Genomic DNA, 21468 nt, shown 5'->3' with positions numbered 1-21468 from the left:
GTGGAACAAAATCAAACTCAATTGCAACAGCATTGGGCAACATCATGCTCCCATGAATCATCAACATAAAGTAGATTTAGTCGCAGCAGAAAAACATCGAGTTTTAGACCAAAAATTAGAAGCAATAGAACTTTATGACAAAGCCATTGCAGGTGCAAAAGAAAATGAATACATCCAAGAACAAGCTTTAGCTAACGAATTAGCAGCTAAATTCTATCTAGAATGGGGTAAAGAAAAATTTGCTCAAGCTTACATGATAGATGCCTACTATTGCTATTCCCATTGGGGAGCTAAAGCCAAAATCAAAGACTTAGAACAACGTTATCCTCAACTATTAGCACCAATTTTAGAACAACAAAAAATTAGTCTCAATCCCTTCAAAACCATTGCCAGTTTAGGAAATACAGATAGTTACACTAAAGTAACTGTTAACAGCAATACTACAGGAGTTTCAGACGCACTGGACTTTACCAGCATCATTAAAGCATCTCAAGCATTATCCAGTGAAATTGAACTCAATCAATTAATCTCTCAATTAATGCAAGTAATGATGGAAAATGCCGGGGCCACAAAAGGAGTTTTAATCTTATCCCAACTATCACAATTAACAGTTCAAGCAATTTCCACTCACAATACCAATGATAATGAAACAATTTATTGCACTGAAAAATCTATTCCAGTTGAACAGAGTTTAGCCGTTCCCATCAGTATAATTAACTTAGTCAAACGCAGTTTAGAACCACTAAATCTTGACGAAGTTTCATCTCAACCTCAATTCGCATCTGATGAATACTTCATCCCAAATCAACCCCAGAGTTTATTATGCTTACCATTATGCAGTCGTGGAGAATTTTTAGGAATTTTATATTTAGAAAATAACTTAACAGCAGGAGCATTTACTGAACAACGAATTGAAGTATTGAAACCCTTGTGTTCTCAAGCAGCAATTTCCTTAGAAAATGCTCAACTGTATCAAAAATCTCAAGAATATGCTCAACAATTAGAACAGTCTTTAACAGAATTACAACAAACACAAGTGCAACTGGTTCAAAGTGAAAAAATGTCAGCTCTAGGGCAAATGATGTCTGGTATTACCCATGAAATTAATAATCCATTAGGCTTTGTTTCGGGTAATATTACTCAACTCGAAGAAGCGTTACAAGATATACTGGAGCATTTAGAAATCTATCAACAAAATCATCCACCAGGGGAAGCTGTGACTACCCATGCTGAAGAAATTGAACTGGAATATGTATTAGCAGATTTACCAGAAATGCTTGCTGCCATAAAAACAGGGGTGAAACGCATTGCCGAGATTAGTAAATCAATGCGTATTTTCTCCCGTAGCGATCAACAGCAAAAAGTCACTTTTGACTTGCATGAAGGAATTGATAGCACTTTGTTAATTCTCAAACATCGCTTGAAAGGGAACTACAAACGTCCAGAAATTAATATTATTAAAGACTATGGAGATTTGCCAGAAATTATTGGATTTCCAGGACAGTTAAACCAAGTGTTTATGAATATTATTGCCAATGCTATTGATGTGTTTGATGAGATGAGCGAAGGACGTTCAATGACACAAATAAAGCAAAATCCCGATAGTATTACGTTAACAACAAATTTAGACAATGGAACTCAAATGGTCAAAATTAGCATTCAAGATAATGGTTGTGGAATGTCTGATGAAGTGAAAAATCGAATATTTAATCATCTATTTACAACCAAAGAAGTAGGGAAAGGAACAGGTTTAGGACTGTCTATTGCTCGTCAAATTGTGGAAGAAAAACATGATGGAAAATTAAGTTGTGATTCACAACTGGGTAAGGGAACTGAATTTGTTATTGAAATTCCTATTTCTACCAATTCTTGATTGAGTTGAATTTATATCATGTCTCTTTGAATAACCACTTCGGAAAAATTTAGGGAATAGGGAATAGGGAATAGGGAACAGGGAATAGGGATAAATTTATCATATAACAGAATAACGTTTTTATTATGGCTAATTAGGGCTTGCTGATTAAATCTAAAAGCATTGACATATAAAGATAATACCACTTTGAAAAAGAATGCTACAAAAAATAGACTTTTATCGGATATGCTTCAAAATAGCTTCTCCAGTTCATTTTAGATATTTATATCTATTGTTTTCCCTTTTTTCAATACCTTTCCCCTCTTCCTTCTTCCTTCTTCCTTCTTTCGTAGGGACGTTGCATGCAACGTCCCTACCATTTGTAACAAACATTTATCAAATTGGTATAAGTGCCTTTTTGGGGCCTTTAAAAAGTGCCTGGTTTTCAGCTCTTCAAGCTCAAAAAGGAGCGTATTTTAGGCGCATAGTTGGGCAGAAAAATAATTCTTACAATTCTTACCGAATAATTAAGGTTTAAAGCCTCTCCTTTAAAGGAGAAAAAAGCGGTCGTAGCGGAGCGCACCCGTTGGGTGGGATGGCGAGGTTTCCTCGCCATATCCAATCGACCAAGAGAAGAAAAAAAATTCCCTACCGCGTCAATCCTCTTCTTTTCCAGGAGAGGTAATATCAAATCCAGTTAAATAACCTCACAATCAATAGACCCAGAAAAGAGGGAATAGGGAGTAGGGGGTAGGGAGAAATAATTGATAATTTATGTAGTATAATTGATTTTATTTTTTATTATTGGAGATGTCTAATAGCTTAAAATCATGATTATGACCTTATTGTATCTATCTGCAATTAGGCGGATTTGATAGAATTATTAATTATTAATTATTAATTATTAATTGTTGAATTATACCATTAAGTGACAACACTGAGTTGGTTAAGCAGATTTTGATTTAAACTAGATGTATGTTCAACCAAAAATTAACTATAAAAACTTTAATTAAAAGCAAGAGTAAAACCATGAACGATCATCAAATTTTAAACTTTCAAAATTATCAGACAATTGAATGTATTCATCAAGGCAAAAAATCTTTAGTTTATCGTGCTCAACACATTTCAGACAACAAACCTGTTATTCTGAAATTATTACGCAGTGAATATCCCAGTTTTAATGAACTTGTCCAATTTCGCCATCAATACACCATCACAAAGAATCTGAACTTATCTGGAGTTGTCCAACCCCTAGCTCTGGAAAACTATCGCAATAGTTTAATTTTAGTGATGGCGGATGAAGGTTATATTTCTCTTGACGAGTATATTAAAAAAGATAATTCTCTGAGTTTGAGTCAATGTCTAACCATAGGAATTAAACTGACTGAAATTTTAGCAGAACTATATCATCATCGTATTATTCATAAAGATATTAAACCCGCAAATATTTTAATTCATCCTCAATCTTTAGAGATTCAACTAATTGATTTTAGTATTGCTTCAGTCCTGCCAAAAGAAACCCAAGTGCTGAAAAATCCCAATATTTTAGAAGGAACTCTAGCTTATATTTCTCCCGAACAAACCGGACGGATGAATCGAGGAATTGATTATCGAACTGATTTTTATTCTTTTGGTGTGACTTTGTATGAATTATTAAGTGGAAAACTGCCCTTTGAAACAACAGATGCCATGGAATTAGTTCATTGTCATATTGCGAAGATGCCTAGTTCTTTAAGTAATAGAAAAAAAAATCCCAAAGTACTGTCTAATATTATCCTCAAATTGATGGAGAAAAATGCGGAAGAACGTTATCAGAGTGCTTGGGGAATTCAAAAGATTTAGAGACTTGTTTAAAACAATTAGAAAATACTGGGAAAATTGAATTCTTTGAAATTGGCAAACGAGATATTTGTGACCATTTTATTATCCCCGAAAAACTCTATGGACGACAGCAACAAGTTCAACAATTATTAGATGCCTTTGAGCGTGTTTCTAATCCTATATCTTCTCAGCTTTCTGTTGAAAAGGAAGAAATCCCCCTCAATCCCCCATCTATCAAAAGCGAAGCATCCGCTGGTCTCCCCATTCAACAAAAGCGAAGCAACATCTGGCCTCCCTTTCCAAGGGGGACGGGAGGGGGATTACACAGGGGACGGGAGAGGGATTACCAGGGGGGACGGAAGGGCGATCGCTCTTGGGGGGAAGTTCAGAAATGATGCTGGTGGCGGGATATTCTGGGGTGGGAAAAACAGCAGTTGTCAATGAAGTTCATAAACCTATTGTTCGGCAAAGAGGTTACTTTATTAAGGGAAAATATGACCAGTTTCAACGTAATATTCCTTTCAGTGCTTTTGTCCAAGCATTGCGAGATTTAATGGGGCAATTATTAAGTGAAAATGATGCTCAATTGCAACAATGGAAAGAGCAAATATTAGCTGCGGTTGGGGAAAACGGACAGGTTATTATTGAAGTTATCCCCGAACTGGAAAAGATTATTGGTTCTCAACCTACTGTTGCTGAACTGTCAGGAACTGCAGCCCAAAATCGGTTTAATTTATTATTTCAAAAATTCATCCAAGTTTTCACCACAAAAGACCATCCCTTAGTTATTTTTTTAGATGATTTACAGTGGGCAGATTCGGCTTCATTTAATCTATTAAAACTATTAATGAGTGATGGTAATAGTGAATATTTATTGTTAATTGGAGCTTATCGAGATAATGAAGTAAATTCGGCTCATCCTTTGATGTTAACTTTGGATGAGATTCAGAAAGAGCAAGGAATTATTAATACAATTACATTAGCACCATTGCAACAAGATGATTTAAACAAATTAGTGGCAGATACGTTACATTGTTCTGTACAAAAAGCCTTTCCATTAACTCAAGCAGTTGCTCAAAAACTCAAGGAAATCCTTTCTTTGCCACGCAATTTTTGAAAGCATTGTATGAAGATAGACTGATTTATTTTAATCCCGAAGAAGGGTTTTGGCAATGCGACTTAGCTCAAGTGAAACAGGCAGCAGTGAGTGAAGATGTGGTTGAATTTGTGAGTAAACGGTTGCAAAAATTAAATTCTGTAACTCAGGATTGCCTCAAACTTGCTGCTTGTATTGGCAATGAATTTGATTTAGAAACCTTGGCTATTGTCAGACAGACTTCTGAAGTGGAAAGCGCTACAGATTTATGGGTTGCCCTCAAAGAAGGATTGATTTTACCTACGACAGAAGTTTATAAGTTTTATGCAGATACAACCACAGAAATAAATCCAGTTCAAGGTAGTCATATCTCAGCCAGTTATAAGTTTTTACATGACCGAATTCAACAGGCGGCTTATTCTCTGATTCCTGAAGACCAAAAGAAAGAGACACATTTCAAGATTGGTCAGTTGTTATTGAACAAATACACCAGAAGACTGAACAAGAAGAAAGGATATTTGAAATTGTTAATCAGTTGAACTATGGTGTGGAATTAATTGCTGAACAGAAAGAACGCCATGAATTGGCTGAACTGAATCTAATTGCTTGTCGGAAAGCAAGAAGTGCAACAGCTTATCAAGCTGGTCGTGAATATGCAAATACGGGAATATCTTTGCTCGGAAAAACCCTTGGCAAGCAGCAATATCAACTAACGTTTAGCGTTCCATGACTTAGCCAGCCGAATTAGCGTTACTCTGTGGCGACTTTGAGGCTGATGGAAGCAGTTAATGCTGATGTAGTCATTGCAACAAACTCATACTGTCTTAGACCGGGTTAATGTTTACCACATTAAAATCCAATCAAATGCTTCTCGGAATCAAATAACTGAAGCCATTAATATTGCTTTAAAATTCCTACAGCAGTTGGATGTCACTTTTCCCGAAACGGTAACACCAGATGATCTTCAAAATAGCATTGTAGAGATTGAAAAACTAATTAGAAACCGAGAAATTGAAGATTTACTTAATTTGCCAATTATGATAGATAGAGAGAAAATCACCATTTTACAGACTACCAGTAGTATCATGCCAGTGGCATATGTCTCAGGTTCTCCTTTATTTCCATTATTGGTTATGTTCTCAGTTAAGCTATCAACTGAGTATGGCAATACATCAGCTTCAGCTTTTGCTTATCTGTGCTACGGTGTTATTGCTTGTAATGTCAATCAAAATGTTGAGGCAGGGGTGAAATTTGGTCAGCTAGCACTCCAGATTGTCTCAAAACTGGATGCCAAAGCAGTTAAATCAGAGGTCTTCGACGCGGTGGGGCTATTTATCTTGCACCGCAAATCTCACATCAAAAAAACTATACCGTTACTGCAACAGGGGTATACGGCAGGTTTAGAAGTTGGCAGCTTGGAATATGTTGGATACGCTGCCCACCATATTTGTTTCAATTCTTTTTGGTGCGGACAGCCTCTTTTGACTTTAGAGCAAGTCATTCGTGCCTACTGCAGTAAGTTGAAGCAATTGAATCAATTGACAGCAATTCGTTGGTCTCGAATTCATTGGCAATCAATTTTAAATTTACTAGAGGTTTGTGAGTATCCAAGTCTATTATCTGGAGAAGTGCTTCAAGAAACAGAATGTCTCCCTCAACTACTCTCGGATCGTGACTTCATGGGGTTATATTTCTTATATTTAAATAAGCTGATGCTTTGCTACTTGTTCGGGGAAATTGAATCCGCTCAAAGTCATGCAATTGAAGTTAGGGATTATTTCAAAGGCGGTGCTGGGACAGTGGGTGAACCTGCATTTTATTTCTATGATTCTTTAACTGCTTTGGTAGCCTCAAATTTACAATTAAATAAAAACTCAGAGATACTCCAGCAAGTTGAACAAAATCAAGCTCAATTGCAACAGCATTGGGCAAAATATGCTCCCATGAATCATCAACATAAAGTAGATTTAGTCGCAGCAGAAAAACATCGAGTTTTAGACCAAAAATTAGAAGCAATAGAACTTTATGACAAAGCCATTGCAGGTGCAAAAGAAAATGAATACATCCAAGAACAAGCTTTAGCTAACGAATTAGCAGCTAAATTCTATCTAGAATGGGGTAAAGAAAAATTTGCTCAAGCTTACATGATAGATGCCTACTATTGCTATTCCCATTGGGGAGCAAAAGCCAAAATCAAAGACTTAGAACAACGTTATCCTCAACTATTAGCACCAATTTTAGAACAACAAAAAATTAGCCTAAACCCCTTCAAAACCATTGCCAGTTTAGGAAATACAGATAGTTACACTCAAGCCACAATTAACAGCAATACCACCGGAGTTTCAGACGCACTGGACTTTACCAGCATCATTAAAGCATCTCAAGCATTATCCAGTGAAATTGAACTCAATCAATTAATCTCTCAATTAATGCAAGTAATGATGGAAAATGCCGGGGCAACAAAAGGAGTTTTAATCTTATCCCAACTATCACAATTAACAGTTCAAGCAATTTCCACTCACAATACCAATGATAATGAAACAATTTATTGCACTGAAAAATCTATTCCAGTTGAACAGAGTTTAGCCGTTCCCATCAGTATAATTAACTTAGTCAAACGCAGTTTAGAACCACTAAATCTTGACGAAGTTTCATCTCAACCTCAATTCGCATCTGATGAATACTTCATCCCAAATCAACCCCAGAGTTTATTATGCTTACCATTATGCAGTCGTGGAGAATTTTTAGGAATTTTATATTTAGAAAATAACTTAACAGCAGGAGCATTTACTGAACAACGAATTGAAGTATTGAAACCCTTGTGTTCTCAAGCAGCAATTTCCTTAGAAAATGCTCAACTGTATCAAAAATCTCAAGAATATGCTCAACAATTAGAACAGTCTTTAACAGAATTACAACAAACACAAGTGCAACTGGTTCAAAGTGAAAAAATGTCAGCTCTAGGGCAAATGATGTCTGGTATTACCCATGAAATTAATAATCCATTAGGCTTTGTTTCGGGTAATATTACTCAACTCGAAGAAGCGTTACAAGATATACTGGAGCATTTAGAAATCTATCAACAAAATCATCCACCAGGGGAAGCTGTGACTACCCATGCTGAAGAAATTGAACTGGAATATGTATTAGCAGATTTACCAGAAATGCTTGCTGCCATAAAAACAGGGGTGAAACGCATTGCCGAGATTAGTAAATCAATGCGTATTTTCTCCCGTAGCGATCAACAGCAAAAAGTCACTTTTGACTTGCATGAAGGAATTGATAGCACTTTGTTAATTCTCAAACATCGCTTGAAAGGGAACTACAAACGTCCAGAAATTAATATTATTAAAGACTATGGAGATTTGCCACAAATTATTGGATTTCCAGGGCAGTTAAACCAAGTGTTTATGAATATTATTGCCAATGCTATTGATGTGTTTGATGAGATGAGCGAAGGACGTTCAATGACACAAATAAAGCAAAATCCCGATAGTATTACGTTAACAACAAATTTAGACAATGGAACTCAAATGGTCAAAATTAGCATTCAAGATAATGGTTGTGGAATGTCTGATGAAGTGAAAAATCGAATATTTAATCATCTATTTACAACTAAAGAAGTGGGGAAAGGAACAGGTTTAGGACTGTCGATCGCTCGTCAAATTGTGGAAGAAAAACATGATGGAAAATTAAGTTGTGATTCACAACTGGGTAAGGGAACTGAATTTGTCATTGAAATTCCTATTTCTACCAATTCTTAATTGAGTTGAACTTATACCATTTCTCAAAAGTATTGCTACTCCCTACTCTCTAAATTTTTTATTGCGGTTATTTATTTAAAGAGACATGATATAAGTGACAACACTGAGTTGGTTAAGCAGATTTTGATTTAAACTAGATGTATGTTCAACCAAAAATTAACTATAAAAACTTTAATTAAAAGCAAGAGTAAAACCATGAAGGGTAATCAAATTTTAAACTTACAAAATTATCAGACAATTGAATGTATTCACCAAGGAAAAAAATCTTTAGTTTATCGCGCTCAACACATTTCAGACAACAAACCTGTTATTCTGAAATTATTACGCAGTGAATATCCCAGTTTTAATGAACTCGTCCAATTTCGCCATCAATACACCATCGCACAGAATCTGGACTTATCTGGAGTTGTCCAACCACTTGCTCTGGAAAACTATCGCAATAGTTTAATTTTAGTTATGGCGGATGAAGGCTATATTTCTGTTGACGAGCATACTCAAGATAATTCTCTGAATCTAAGTCAATGTCTAACTATTGGAATTAAACTGGCTGAAATTTTAGCTGGACTTTATCAGCATCGTATTATTCATAAAGATATTAAACCTGCAAATATTTTAATTCATCCTCAAACTTTAGAGATTCAACTGATTGACTTTAGTATTGCTTCTTTGCTTCCCAGAGAAACCCAAGTGCTGAAAAATCCTAATATTTTAGAAGGAACTCTAGGTTATATTTCTCCAGAACAAACCGGACGGATGAATCGAGGAATTGATTATCGAACTGATTTTTATTCTTTTGGTGTGACTTTGTATGAATTATTCAGTGGAAAACTGCCGTTTGAAACCACTGATGCCATGGAGTTAGTTCATTGTCATATTGCTAAAGTGCCTCCAAAATTAGGGGATAGGGAAGAGATACCGGAAGTTGTCTCTAAGATTGTGATGAAGTTGATGGCGAAAAATGCTGAAGAACGTTATCAGAGTGCTTGGGGAATTCAAAAAGATTTAGAAACCTGTTTAGAACAATTAGAAAATACTGGGAAAATTGAATTCTTTGAAATTGGTAAACGAGATATTTGTGACCATTTTATTATTCCTGAAAAACTCTATGGACGACAGCAACAAGTTGAACAATTATTAGATGCTTTTGAGCGTGTTGCTAATCCTATCTCTTCTGATTCTTCTTTTCAAAAGGGAGAAATAAAAGCGAAGAATCTGCTGGTCTCTCCCTTGGTAAGGGGGACGGAAGGGGGACCGCTCTTGGGGGGAGGTTCAGAAATGATGCTGGTGGCGGGATATTCTGGGGTAGGAAAAACAGCCATTGTCAATGAAGTTCATAAACCGATTGTCCGTCAACGGGGCTATTTTATTAAAGGGAAATTTGACCAGTTTCAACGCAATATTCCGTTTTCAGCTTTTGTACAAGCGTTGCGGGATTTAATGGGGCAATTATTGAGTGAAAATGATGTCAAACTCCAACAATGGAAAGATAAAATATTAAAAGCAGTTGGGGAAAACGGACAGGTTATTATTGAAGTTATTCCCGAACTCGAAAAAATTATTGGGAAACAACCTGCGGCTGTTGAACTGTCAGGAACTGCGGCACAAAATCGGTTTAATTTACTGTTTCAAAAATTTATTCAGGTTTTTACCACAAAAGACCATCCATTAGTCATTTTCTTAGATGATTTACAATGGGCAGATTCAGCTTCATTGAGCCTAATTAAGCTGTTGATGAGTGATGCTAATAGTCAATATTTATTGTTAATTGGAGCTTATCGAGATAATGAAGTTAATCCGGCTCATCCATTGATGTTGACATTAGATGAAATTCATAAAAATCAAGGAATTGTTAATACAATTACATTAGCTCCATTGCGACAAGATGATTTAAACCAATTAGTAGCAGATACGTTATATTGTTCTTTACAAAAAGCCTTACCATTAACTAAAGCAGTTTCTCAAAAAACTCAAGGAAATCCTTTCTTTGCTACTCAATTTTTGAAAGCATTATATGAAGATAGACTGATTTATTTTAATTCTGAAGAAGGATTTTGGCAATGCGATCTAGCTCAAGTTAAACTAGCATCAGTTAGTGAAGATGTAGTTGAGTTTGTTGGTAAAAGATTACAGAAATTAAATTATGCTACTCAGGATGTGCTGAAATTAGCAGCTTGTATTGGCAACCAATTTGATTTAGAAACCCTGGCAATTGTCAGACAGACTTCTGAGGTGGAAACCGCTACAGATTTATGGGTTGCCCTCAAAGAAGGATTGATTTTACCTACCACAGAAATTTATAAGTTTTATACAGATACAATGACAGAAATAAATCCAATTCAAGGCAGTCATATTTCTGCCTGTTATAAGTTTTTACATGACCGTGTACAACAAGCAGCTTATTCTCTGATTCCTGAAGATCAAAAGAAAGAAACACATTTCCAAATTGGTCAATTGTTATTAACAAATACACCAGAAGATGAAGGAGAAGAGAGAATATTTGAAATTGTCAATCAATTGAATTATGGTGTTGAATTAATTGCAGCACAACAAGAAAGAGATGAACTTGCTGAACTGAATTTAATTGCCTGTCGTAAAGCCCGAAGTGCTACTGCTTATCAAGCAGGTCGTGAATATGCCGACATTGGCTTATTTTTGCTTGGTGAAAAACCTTGGCTACGACAATATGAAATGAGTTTAGAGTTCCATGAATTGGCTGCGGAATTAGCTTCACTATGCGGTGACTTTGAGGCAATGGAACAGTTAATTGAAACGGTCATTGCACAGACTCATACTTTATTAGAACAGGTTAATGTTTACAGACTTAGAATTCAATCAAATACTGTTCAAAATCAACTGATCCAAGCCATCAGCATTGGCAAACAATTCTTGCAAAAGTTGGGTATTACCTTTCCTGAAAAACCCACACAGAATGATGTTCAACAGGCAGTTGCGGAAATTGGAAAACTAATGGGAAACCGGGAAATTGAAGACTTGGTTCACCTGTCAATAATGACAGATGGGGAGAAAATTGCTATTTTGCAGATTGCCAAGAGCATTCTACCCGCCACTTACCTTTCGGGTTCTCTGTTATATCCATTACTGGCAAGCTTATCAGTTAAGCTCTCAATTCAATATGGAAATACCGAAGTTTCAGCCAGTGCTTATGTCAGTCATGGCAACACCACTTGTAATATGCAGCAAGATGTGGAGACAGGGGTAAAGTTTGGTCAATTGGCAGTTCAAGTTGCCTCTCAACTCGATGCTAAAGCTATTAAACCAGAGATATTATTTATGGTGGGGACATTCATCTTACACAGTAAATCTCATATTAAAGAAACGCTACCGCTGCTGCAAGAGGGTTATACAAGTGGTCTAGCAGTTGGAAATCAAGAATTTGCGGGATATTCCGCCCATGGTTTTTGTCTGAATTCTTTTTGGTGCGGTCAGCTTCTTTCTAGCTTAGAGACAGAAACTCACACCTACTTGAATGCATTATTGCAATTCAATCAATTAATAGCAGCTAATTGGTTGCGAATCTATTGGCAATCGATTTTAAATTTGCAGGGAAATACGGAGCATCCGAGTATTTTATCTGGGGAAGCTTTTCCAGAAGCAGAATTTTTGCCCCGACTACTCGAAGCTCAAGATTTTTATGGTTTATATGCTTTCTATATCTATAAGTTAATGCTGTGTTACCTATTTGGGGAAATTGAATCTGCTCAAAACCAAGCAGTTGAGGTCAAGCGTTATTTAATAGCTGCTCCTGGAATGGTTGTGGAACCTGCGTTTTATTTCTATGATTCTTTGACCGCTTTAGCTACTTTCGATTCATCAGCAGCACAGACATCAGAACTATTCCAACGGGTGGAACAAAATCAAACTCAATTGCAACAGCATTGGGCAACTCATGCTCCCATGAATCATCAACATAAAGTAGATTTAGTCGCAGCAGAAAAACATCGAGTTTTAGACCAAAAATTAGAAGCAATAGAACTTTATGACAAAGCCATTGCAGGTGCAAAAGAAAATGAATACATCCAAGAACAAGCTTTAGCTAACGAATTAGCAGCTAAATTCTATCTAGAATGGGGTAAAGAAAAATTTGCTCAAGCTTACATGATAGATGCCTACTATTGCTATTCCCATTGGGGAGCTAAAGCCAAAATCAAAGACTTAGAACAACGTTATCCTCAACTATTAGCACCAATTTTAGAACAACAAAAAATTAGTCTCAATCCCTTCAAAACCATTGCCAGTTTAGGAAATACAGATAGTTACACTAAAGTAACTGTTAACAGCAATACTACAGGAGTTTCAGACGCACTGGACTTTACCAGCATCATTAAAGCATCTCAAGCATTATCCAGTGAAATTGAACTCAATCAATTAATCTCTCAATTAATGCAAGTAATGATGGAAAATGCCGGGGCCACAAAAGGAGTTTTAATCTTATCCCAACTATCACAATTAACAGTTCAAGCAATTTCCACTCACAATACCAATGATAATGAAACAATTTATTGCACTGAAAAATCTATTCCAGTTGAACAGAGTTTAGCCGTTCCCATCAGTATAATTAACTTAGTCAAACGCAGTTTAGAACCACTAAATCTTGACGAAGTTTCATCTCAACCTCAATTCGCATCTGATGAATACTTCATCCCAAATCAACCCCAGAGTTTATTATGCTTACCATTATGCAGTCGTGGAGAATTTTTAGGAATTTTATATTTAGAAAATAACTTAACAGCAGGAGCATTTACTGAACAACGAATTGAAGTATTGAAACCCTTGTGTTCTCAAGCAGCAATTTCCTTAGAAAATGCTCAACTGTATCAAAAATCTCAAGAATATGCTCAACAATTAGAACAGTCTTTAACAGAATTACAACAAACACAAGTGCAACTGGTTCAAAGTGAAAAAATGTCAGCTCTAGGGCAAATGATGTCTGGTATTACCCATGAAATTAATAATCCATTAGGCTTTGTTTCGGGTAATATTACTCAACTCGAAGAAGCGTTACAAGATATACTGGAGCATTTAGAAATCTATCAACAAAATCATCCACCAGGGGAAGCTGTGACTACCCATGCTGAAGAAATTGAACTGGAATATGTATTAGCAGATTTACCAGAAATGCTTGCTGCCATAAAAACAGGGGTGAAACGCATTGCCGAGATTAGTAAATCAATGCGTATTTTCTCCCGTAGCGATCAACAGCAAAAAGTCACTTTTGACTTGCATGAAGGAATTGATAGCACTTTGTTAATTCTCAAACATCGCTTGAAAGGGAACTACAAACGTCCAGAAATTAATATTATTAAAGACTATGGAGATTTGCCAGAAATTATTGGATTTCCAGGACAGTTAAACCAAGTGTTTATGAATATTATTGCCAATGCTATTGATGTGTTTGATGAGATGAGCGAAGGACGTTCAATGACACAAATAAAGCAAAATCCCGATAGTATTACGTTAACAACAAATTTAGACAATGGAACTCAAATGGTCAAAATTAGCATTCAAGATAATGGTTGTGGAATGTCTGATGAAGTGAAAAATCGAATATTTAATCATCTATTTACAACCAAAGAAGTAGGGAAAGGAACAGGTTTAGGACTGTCTATTGCTCGTCAAATTGTGGAAGAAAAACATGATGGAAAATTAAGTTGTGATTCACAACTGGGTAAGGGAACTGAATTTGTTATTGAAATTCCTATTTCTACCAATTCTTGATTGAGTTGAATTTATATCATGTCTCTTTGAATAACCACTTCGGAAAAATTTAGGGAATAGGGAATAGGGAATAGGGAACAGGGAATAGGGATAAATTTATCATATAACAGAATAACGTTTTTATTATGGCTAATTAGGGCTTGCTGATTAAATCTAAAAGCATTGACATATAAAGATAATACCACTTTGAAAAAGAATGCTACAAAAAATAGACTTTTATCGGATATGCTTCAAAATAGCTTCTCCAGTTCATTTTAGATATTTATATCTATTGTTTTCCCTTTTTTCAATACCTTTCCCCTCTTCCTTCTTCCTTCTTCCTTCTTTCGTAGGGACGTTGCATGCAACGTCCCTACCATTTGTAACAAACATTTATCAAATTGGTATAAGTGCCTTTTTGGGGCCTTTAAAAAGTGCCTGGTTTTCAGCTCTTCAAGCTCAAAAAGGAGCGTATTTTAGGCGCATAGTTGGGCAGAAAAATAATTCTTACAATTCTTACCGAATAATTAAGGTTTAAAGCCTCTCCTTTAAAGGAGAAAAAAGCGGTCGTAGCGGAGCGCACCCGTTGGGTGGGATGGCGAGGTTTCCTCGCCATATCCAATCGACCAAGAGAAGAAAAAAAATTCCCTACCGCGTCAATCCTCTTCTTTTCCAGGAGAGGTAATATCAAATCCAGTTAAATAACCTCACAATCAATAGACCCAGAAAAGAGGGAATAGGGAGTAGGGGGTAGGGAGAAATAATTGATAATTTATGTAGTATAATTGATTTTATTTTTTATTATTGGAGATGTCTAATAGCTTAAAATCATGATTATGACCTTATTGTATCTATCTGCAATTAGGCGGATTTGATAGAATTATTAATTATTAATTATTAATTATTAATTGTTGAATTATACCATTAAGTGACAACACTGAGTTGGTTAAGCAGATTTTGATTTAAACTAGATGTATGTTCAACCAAAAATTAACTATAAAAACTTTAATTAAAAGCAAGAGTAAAACCATGAACGATCATCAAATTTTAAACTTTCAAAATTATCAGACAATTGAATGTATTCATCAAGGCAAAAAATCTTTAGTTTATCGTGCTCAACACATTTCAGACAACAAACCTGTTATTCTGAAATTATTACGCAGTGAATATCCCAGTTTTAATGAACTTGTCCAATTTCGCCATCAATACACCATCACAAAGAATCTGAACTTATCTGGAGTTGTCCAACCCCTAGCTCTGGAAAACTATCGCAATAGTTTAATTTTAGTGATGGCGGATGAAGGTTATATTTCTCTTGACGAGTATATTAAAAAAGATAATTCTCTGAGTTTGAGTCAATGTCTAACCATAGGAATTAAACTGACTGAAATTTTAGCAGAACTATATCATCATCGTATTATTCATAAAGATATTAAACCCGCAAATATTTTAATTCATCCTCAATCTTTAGAGATTCAACTAATTGATTTTAGTATTGCTTCAGTCCTGCCAAAAGAAACCCAAGTGCTGAAAAATCCCAATATTTTAGAAGGAACTCTAGCTTATATTTCTCCCGAACAAACCGGACGGATGAATCGAGGAATTGATTATCGAACTGATTTTTATTCTTTTGGTGTGACTTTGTATGAATTATTAAGTGGAAAACTGCCCTTTGAAACAACAGATGCCATGGAATTAGTTCATTGTCATATTGCGAAGATGCCTAGTTCTTTAAGTAATAGAAAAAAAAATCCCAAAGTACTGTCTAATATTATCCTCAAATTGATGGAGAAAAATGCGGAAGAACGTTATCAGAGTGCTTGGGGAATTCAAAAAGATTTAGAGACTTGTTTAAAACAATTAGAAAATACTGGGAAAATTGAATTCTTTGAAATTGGCAAACGAGATATTTGTGACCATTTTATTATCCCCGAAAAACTCTATGGACGACAGCAACAAGTTCAACAATTATTAGATGCCTTTGAGCGTGTTTCTAATCCTATATCTTCTCAGCTTTCTGTTGAAAAGGAAGAAATCCCCCTCAATCCCCCCATCTATCAAAAGCGAAGCATCCGCTGGTCTCCCCATTCAACAAAAAGCGAAGCAACATCTGGCCTCCCCCTTTCCAAGGGGGACGGGAGGGGGATTACACAGGGGACGGGAGAGGGATTACCAGGGGGGACGGAAGGGCGATCGCTCTTGGGGGAAGTTCAGAAATGATGCTGGTGGCGGGATATTCTGGGGTGGGAAAAACAGCAGTTGTCAATGAAGTTCATAAACCTATTGTTCGGCAAAGAGGTTACTTTATTAAGGGAAAATATGACCAGTTTCAACGTAATATTCCTTTCAGTGCTTTTGTCCAAGCATTGCGAGATTTAATGGGGCAATTATTAAGTGAAAATGATGCTCAATTGCAACAATGGAAAGAGCAAATATTAGCTGTGGTTGGGGAAAACGGACAGGTTATTATTGAAGTTATCCCCGAACTGGAAAAGATTATTGGTTCTCAACCTACTGTTGCTGAACTGTCAGGAACTGCAGCCCAAAATCGGTTTAATTTATTATTTCAAAAATTCATCCAAGTTTTCACCACAAAAGACCATCCCTTAGTTATTTTTTAGATGATTTACAGTGGGCAGATTCGGCTTCATTTAATCTATTAAAACTATTAATGAGTGATGGTAATAGTGAATATTTATTGTTAATTGGAGCTTATCGAGATAATGAAGTAAATTCGGCTCATCCTTTGATGTTAACTTTGGATGAGATTCAGAAAGAGCAAGGAATTATTAATACAATTACATTAGCACCATTGCAACAAGATGATTTAAACAAATTAGTGGCAGATACGTTACATTGTTCTGTACAAAAAGCCTTTCCATTAACTCAAGCAGTTGCTCAAAAAACTCAAGGAAATCCTTTCTTTGCCACGCAATTTTTGAAAGCATTGTATGAAGATAGACTGATTTATTTTAATCCCGAAGAAGGGTTTTGGCAATGCGACTTAGCTCAAGTGAAACAGGCAGCAGTGAGTGAAGATGTGGTTGAATTTGTGAGTAAACGGTTGCAAAAATTAAATTCTGTAACTCAGGATTGCCTCAAACTTGCTGCTTGTATTGGCAACCAATTTGATTTAGAAACCCTGGCAATTGTCAGACAGACTTCTGAAGTGGAAAGCGCTACAGATTTATGGGTTGCCCTCAAAGAAGGATTGATTTTACCTACCACAGAAATTTATAAGTTTTATGCAGATACAACCACAGAAATAAATCCAGTTCAAGGCAGTCATCTTTCAGCCAGTTATAAGTTTTTACATGACCGAATTCAACAAGCAGCTTATTCTCTGATTCCTGAAGACCAAAAGAAAGAAACACATTTCCAAATTGGTAAATTGTTATTAACAAATACACCAGAAGATGAACGAGAAGAAAGAATATTTGAAATTGTTAATCAGTTGAACTATGGTGTGGAATTAATTGCTGAACAGAAAGAACGCCATGAATTGGCTGAACTGAATCTAATTGCTTGTAGGAAAGCTAAAAGTGCAACAGCATATCAAGCTGGTCGTGAATATGCAAATACGGGAATATCTTTGCTCGGAAAAAACCCTTGGCAAGAGCAATATCAACTAACGTTAGCTTTTTATGACTTAGCCACCGAATTAGCTTTACTCTGTGGCGACTTGGATCTGATGAAGCAGTATGCTGATGTAGTCATTCAACAAACTCATACTGTCTTAGACCGGGTTAATGTTTACCGCATTAAAATCCTCTCAAATGCTGCTCAAAATAACCCCACTAATGCAATCACTATTGCTCTAAAATTCTTACACCAGCTTGGTGTTATACTGCCCGAAACTCCGAATTCAGAAGATATTCAAAGAGCGATAATAGAAGCTAAAAAACTGCTGGAAGACCAGAATATTGAAGATTTGGTAAATCTTCCACTAATGACAGATCCAGAAAAAATTGCCATTCTTCAGATTATCAATAGCATTATTCCCGCTACCTATGTTTCCGGTTCTCCTTTATTTCCAATGATTCTTTCCTTAAGTGTTAAACTTTCTATTCAATATGGAAATATACCAGTTTCTGCTGTAGGTTATGTTAGTTATGGCATCATTGTTTGTAATACCTTAAAAGAAATCGATGTAGGAGAAAAGCTGGGAAAGCTTGCCATTAAAGTTGTCTCCAAATTCAATGCCAAAATAGTTGAACCAAATGTATTAACTATAGCAGGACTATTGATCTTTCATCGGACATCTCATCTAAATACCACATTAGCAATCTTACAAAATAGTTATACTATTGCTCTAGAGATTGGAAATCAAGAATTTGCCGGATATAGCGCCCATGTTTTTTGTTTCAATTCTTTTTGGAGCGGTCAACCTCTTACCTCTTTAGAACAAGAGACTCGTGCTTACTGTCATGAATTAGTCCGATTAAACCAATTAAATACAGGAAATTGGTGTCATATCTATTGGCAACCCATTTTAAACTTGTTAGGATTTGCAGAAAACCCTAATATTTTATCAGGAGAGGCACTCCAAGAAGCAGAATCTATTCCTAAACTGATAGAAAATCAAGACCTGTGGGGGTTATGTGTCTTTTATTTATACAAGTTAATGCTATGTTATCTCTTCGGGGAAATTGAACTTACTCAAAGTCAAGCTATTCAAACTCGACATTACTTAATGAATGTTGTAGGAACTTCTGCTGAACCTGTATTTTATTTTTATGATTCTTTAACTGCTTTAGCTGCTTTTAGTTTACCATCAGCAGAGACATCAGAACTATTCCAACGGGTAGAACAAAATCAAGCTCAATTGCAACAGCATTGGGCAAAACACGCCCCCATGAATCATCAACATAAGGTTGACTTAGTAGAAGCAGAAAAACATCGAGTTTTGGGCAAAAAACTAGAAGCAATGGAACTCTACGACAAAGCTATTGCAGGTGCAAAAGAAAATGAATATATCCAAGAAGAAGCACTCGCCAACGAATTAGCAGCTAAATTTTATCTAGAGTTAGGACGAAAAAAAGTCGCTCAAACCTACATGATAGATGCCTACTATTGCTATTCTCGTTGGGGTGCTAAAGCCAAAATCAAGAACCTAGAACAGTGTTATCCTCAGCTATTAGCACCAATTTTAGAACAACAAAAAATTAGTCTCAATCCCTTCAAAACCATTGCCAGTTTAGGAAAAACCAGCAGTTACACTCAAGCCACAATTAACAGCAATACCACCGGAATTTCAGACGCACTCGACTTTACCAGCATCATTAAAGCATCTCAAGCATTATCCAGTGAAATTGAACTCAATCAATTAATCTCTCAGTTAATGCAAGTGATGATGGAAAATGCAGGCGCCACAAAAGGAGTTTTAATCTTATCTCAAGCTGAAAAGTTAACAGTTAAAGCCATTTCCCATCACAATACAAATGATGATGAAACGATTTATTGCACTGAAAAATCCATTCTAATTGAAGAGAGTTTTGCCGTTCCTCTCAGTGTAATTAACTTAGTCAAACGCAGTTTAAAACCCCTCAATCTTGATGAGGTTTCATCTCAAGGTCAATTTGCATCAGATGACTACCTCATCCAACATCAACCCCAGAGTTTATTATGCTTACCATTATGCAGTCGTGGAGAATTTTTAGGAATTTTATATTTAGAAAATAACTTAACAGCAGGAGCATTTACCGAAGAACGAGTTGAAGTATTAAAACCTTTGTGTTCTCAAGCAGCAATTTCCTTAGAAAATGCTCAACTGTATCAAAAATCTCAAGAATATGCTCAACAATTAGAACACTCTTTAACAGAATTACAACTTGCACAACTACAGTTAGTTCAGAGTGAAAAAATGTCAACTCTGGGGCAAATGATGTCTGGTATTACCCATGAAATTAATAATCCATTAGGCTTTATTTCAGGTAATCTTACTCAAGCGGAGGAAGCAATACAAGAGTTGCTGAATTATTTAGAAATCTATCAACAAAATCATCCACCAGGGGAACAAGTCAAAGCTTATGCTGAAGAAATTCAGCTAGAATATGTGTTAGAAGATTTACCCCCAATGCTCACTGATATGCAAACAGGGGTGAAGCGCATTGCCGAGATTAGTAAATCAATGCGTATTTTCTCCCGTAGCGATCGAGAACAAAAAGTAATTTTTGACTTACATGAGACCATTGATAGCACTGTGTTAATTCTCAAACATCGGTTGAAAGGAAACGACAAACGTCCAGAAATTAATATTATTAAAGACTATGGAAATTTGCCACAAATTATTGGATTTCCCGGACAGTTAAACCAAGTGTTTATGAATATTATTGCCAATGCTATTGATGTGTTTGATGAGATGAGCGAAGGACGTTCAATGACACAAATGAAGCAAAATCCCTATAGTATTACGTTAACAACAAATTTTGACCCTGTAACTCAAATGGTCAAAATTAGCATTCAAGATAATGGTTGTGGAATGTCTGATGAAGTGAAAAATCGAATATTTAACCATCTATTTACAACTAAAGCAGTGGGGAAAGGAACAGGTTTAGGACTGTCGATCGCTAGTCAAATTGTGGAAGAAAAACATAATGGAAAATTAAGTTGTGAATCACAACTGGGTCAAGGTACTGAATTTGTCATTGAAATTCCTATTGGTATTTAGCGTTGCTTAACGAAGTCATATCATGTCCGGTAGCATCGGTCTTGTATAGTAAATAGGCAACAGGCAACAGGCAACAGGCAACAGGCAACAGGCAAGAAAAAAACCTAAATTTCCTGTAGATATCCACGCTAACTTTTACACAAACGATACCAACGGACATGAGATCAGAAGTCAGAAGTCAGAAGTCAGAAGTTAACCCACCCCTAGCCCCTCCCCTCCCAACCCACCCCTAACCCCGACCGTGGAGGGAGGGAAATAGGGGATTTGAGCTTCGCTCCAAAAATATTGCGCCTTAAAAGGCGGGGTTTTAGACCCATATTATTTTGATAAATGCAGGATGATTTTAATAGTTTTGTGTTTTGTATTTTGTGTTTTGTGGAATGGGCATCTTGCCCGTTCCTGATATTTTCACCGCAGGCAGGATACCCACCCCACTTATTATCACAATATATTTCTTTTTCGGCGTTGCTGATTCTGGGTATGATTTTGCCCCCCTAACCCCCCAATGCGTGGGGGGAATAAAACTCTAAAAGTCCCCCTTAATCCCCCT

At 36.1% G+C, this 21468-nt stretch carries 2 protein-coding genes and 2 pseudogenes; all 4 read left to right on the top strand.

The window, feature by feature from the left end:
• Nucleotides 1-1873: sensor histidine kinase (locus SAGCYANO_RS15535; RefSeq protein ID WP_237396195.1), on the top strand; the 1873-nt coding region annotated here is incomplete at its 5' end.
• Between the two features lie 1008 nt (nucleotides 1874-2881).
• Nucleotides 2882-8533: pseudogene (locus SAGCYANO_RS44780) on the top strand (AAA family ATPase).
• 195 nt (nucleotides 8534-8728) lie between these two features.
• The gene (locus SAGCYANO_RS15515) at nucleotides 8729-14269 is read left to right on the top strand and encodes an ATP-binding sensor histidine kinase (RefSeq protein WP_202220900.1); all 5541 of its coding nucleotides are present in this window, start codon (nucleotides 8729-8731) and stop codon (nucleotides 14267-14269) included.
• Nucleotides 14270-15277: 1008 nt separating this feature from the next.
• Nucleotides 15278-20918: pseudogene (locus SAGCYANO_RS15505) on the top strand (AAA family ATPase).
• Nucleotides 20919-21468 lie beyond the last annotated feature (550 nt).

Origin of the sequence: Okeania sp. KiyG1, assembly GCF_014132355.1 — a bacterium.
GTDB lineage: Bacteria > Cyanobacteriota > Cyanobacteriia > Cyanobacteriales > Microcoleaceae > Okeania.
Note: the sequence above shows the minus strand (reverse complement) of the source record. Positions and strands in the feature narration are given on the sequence as shown.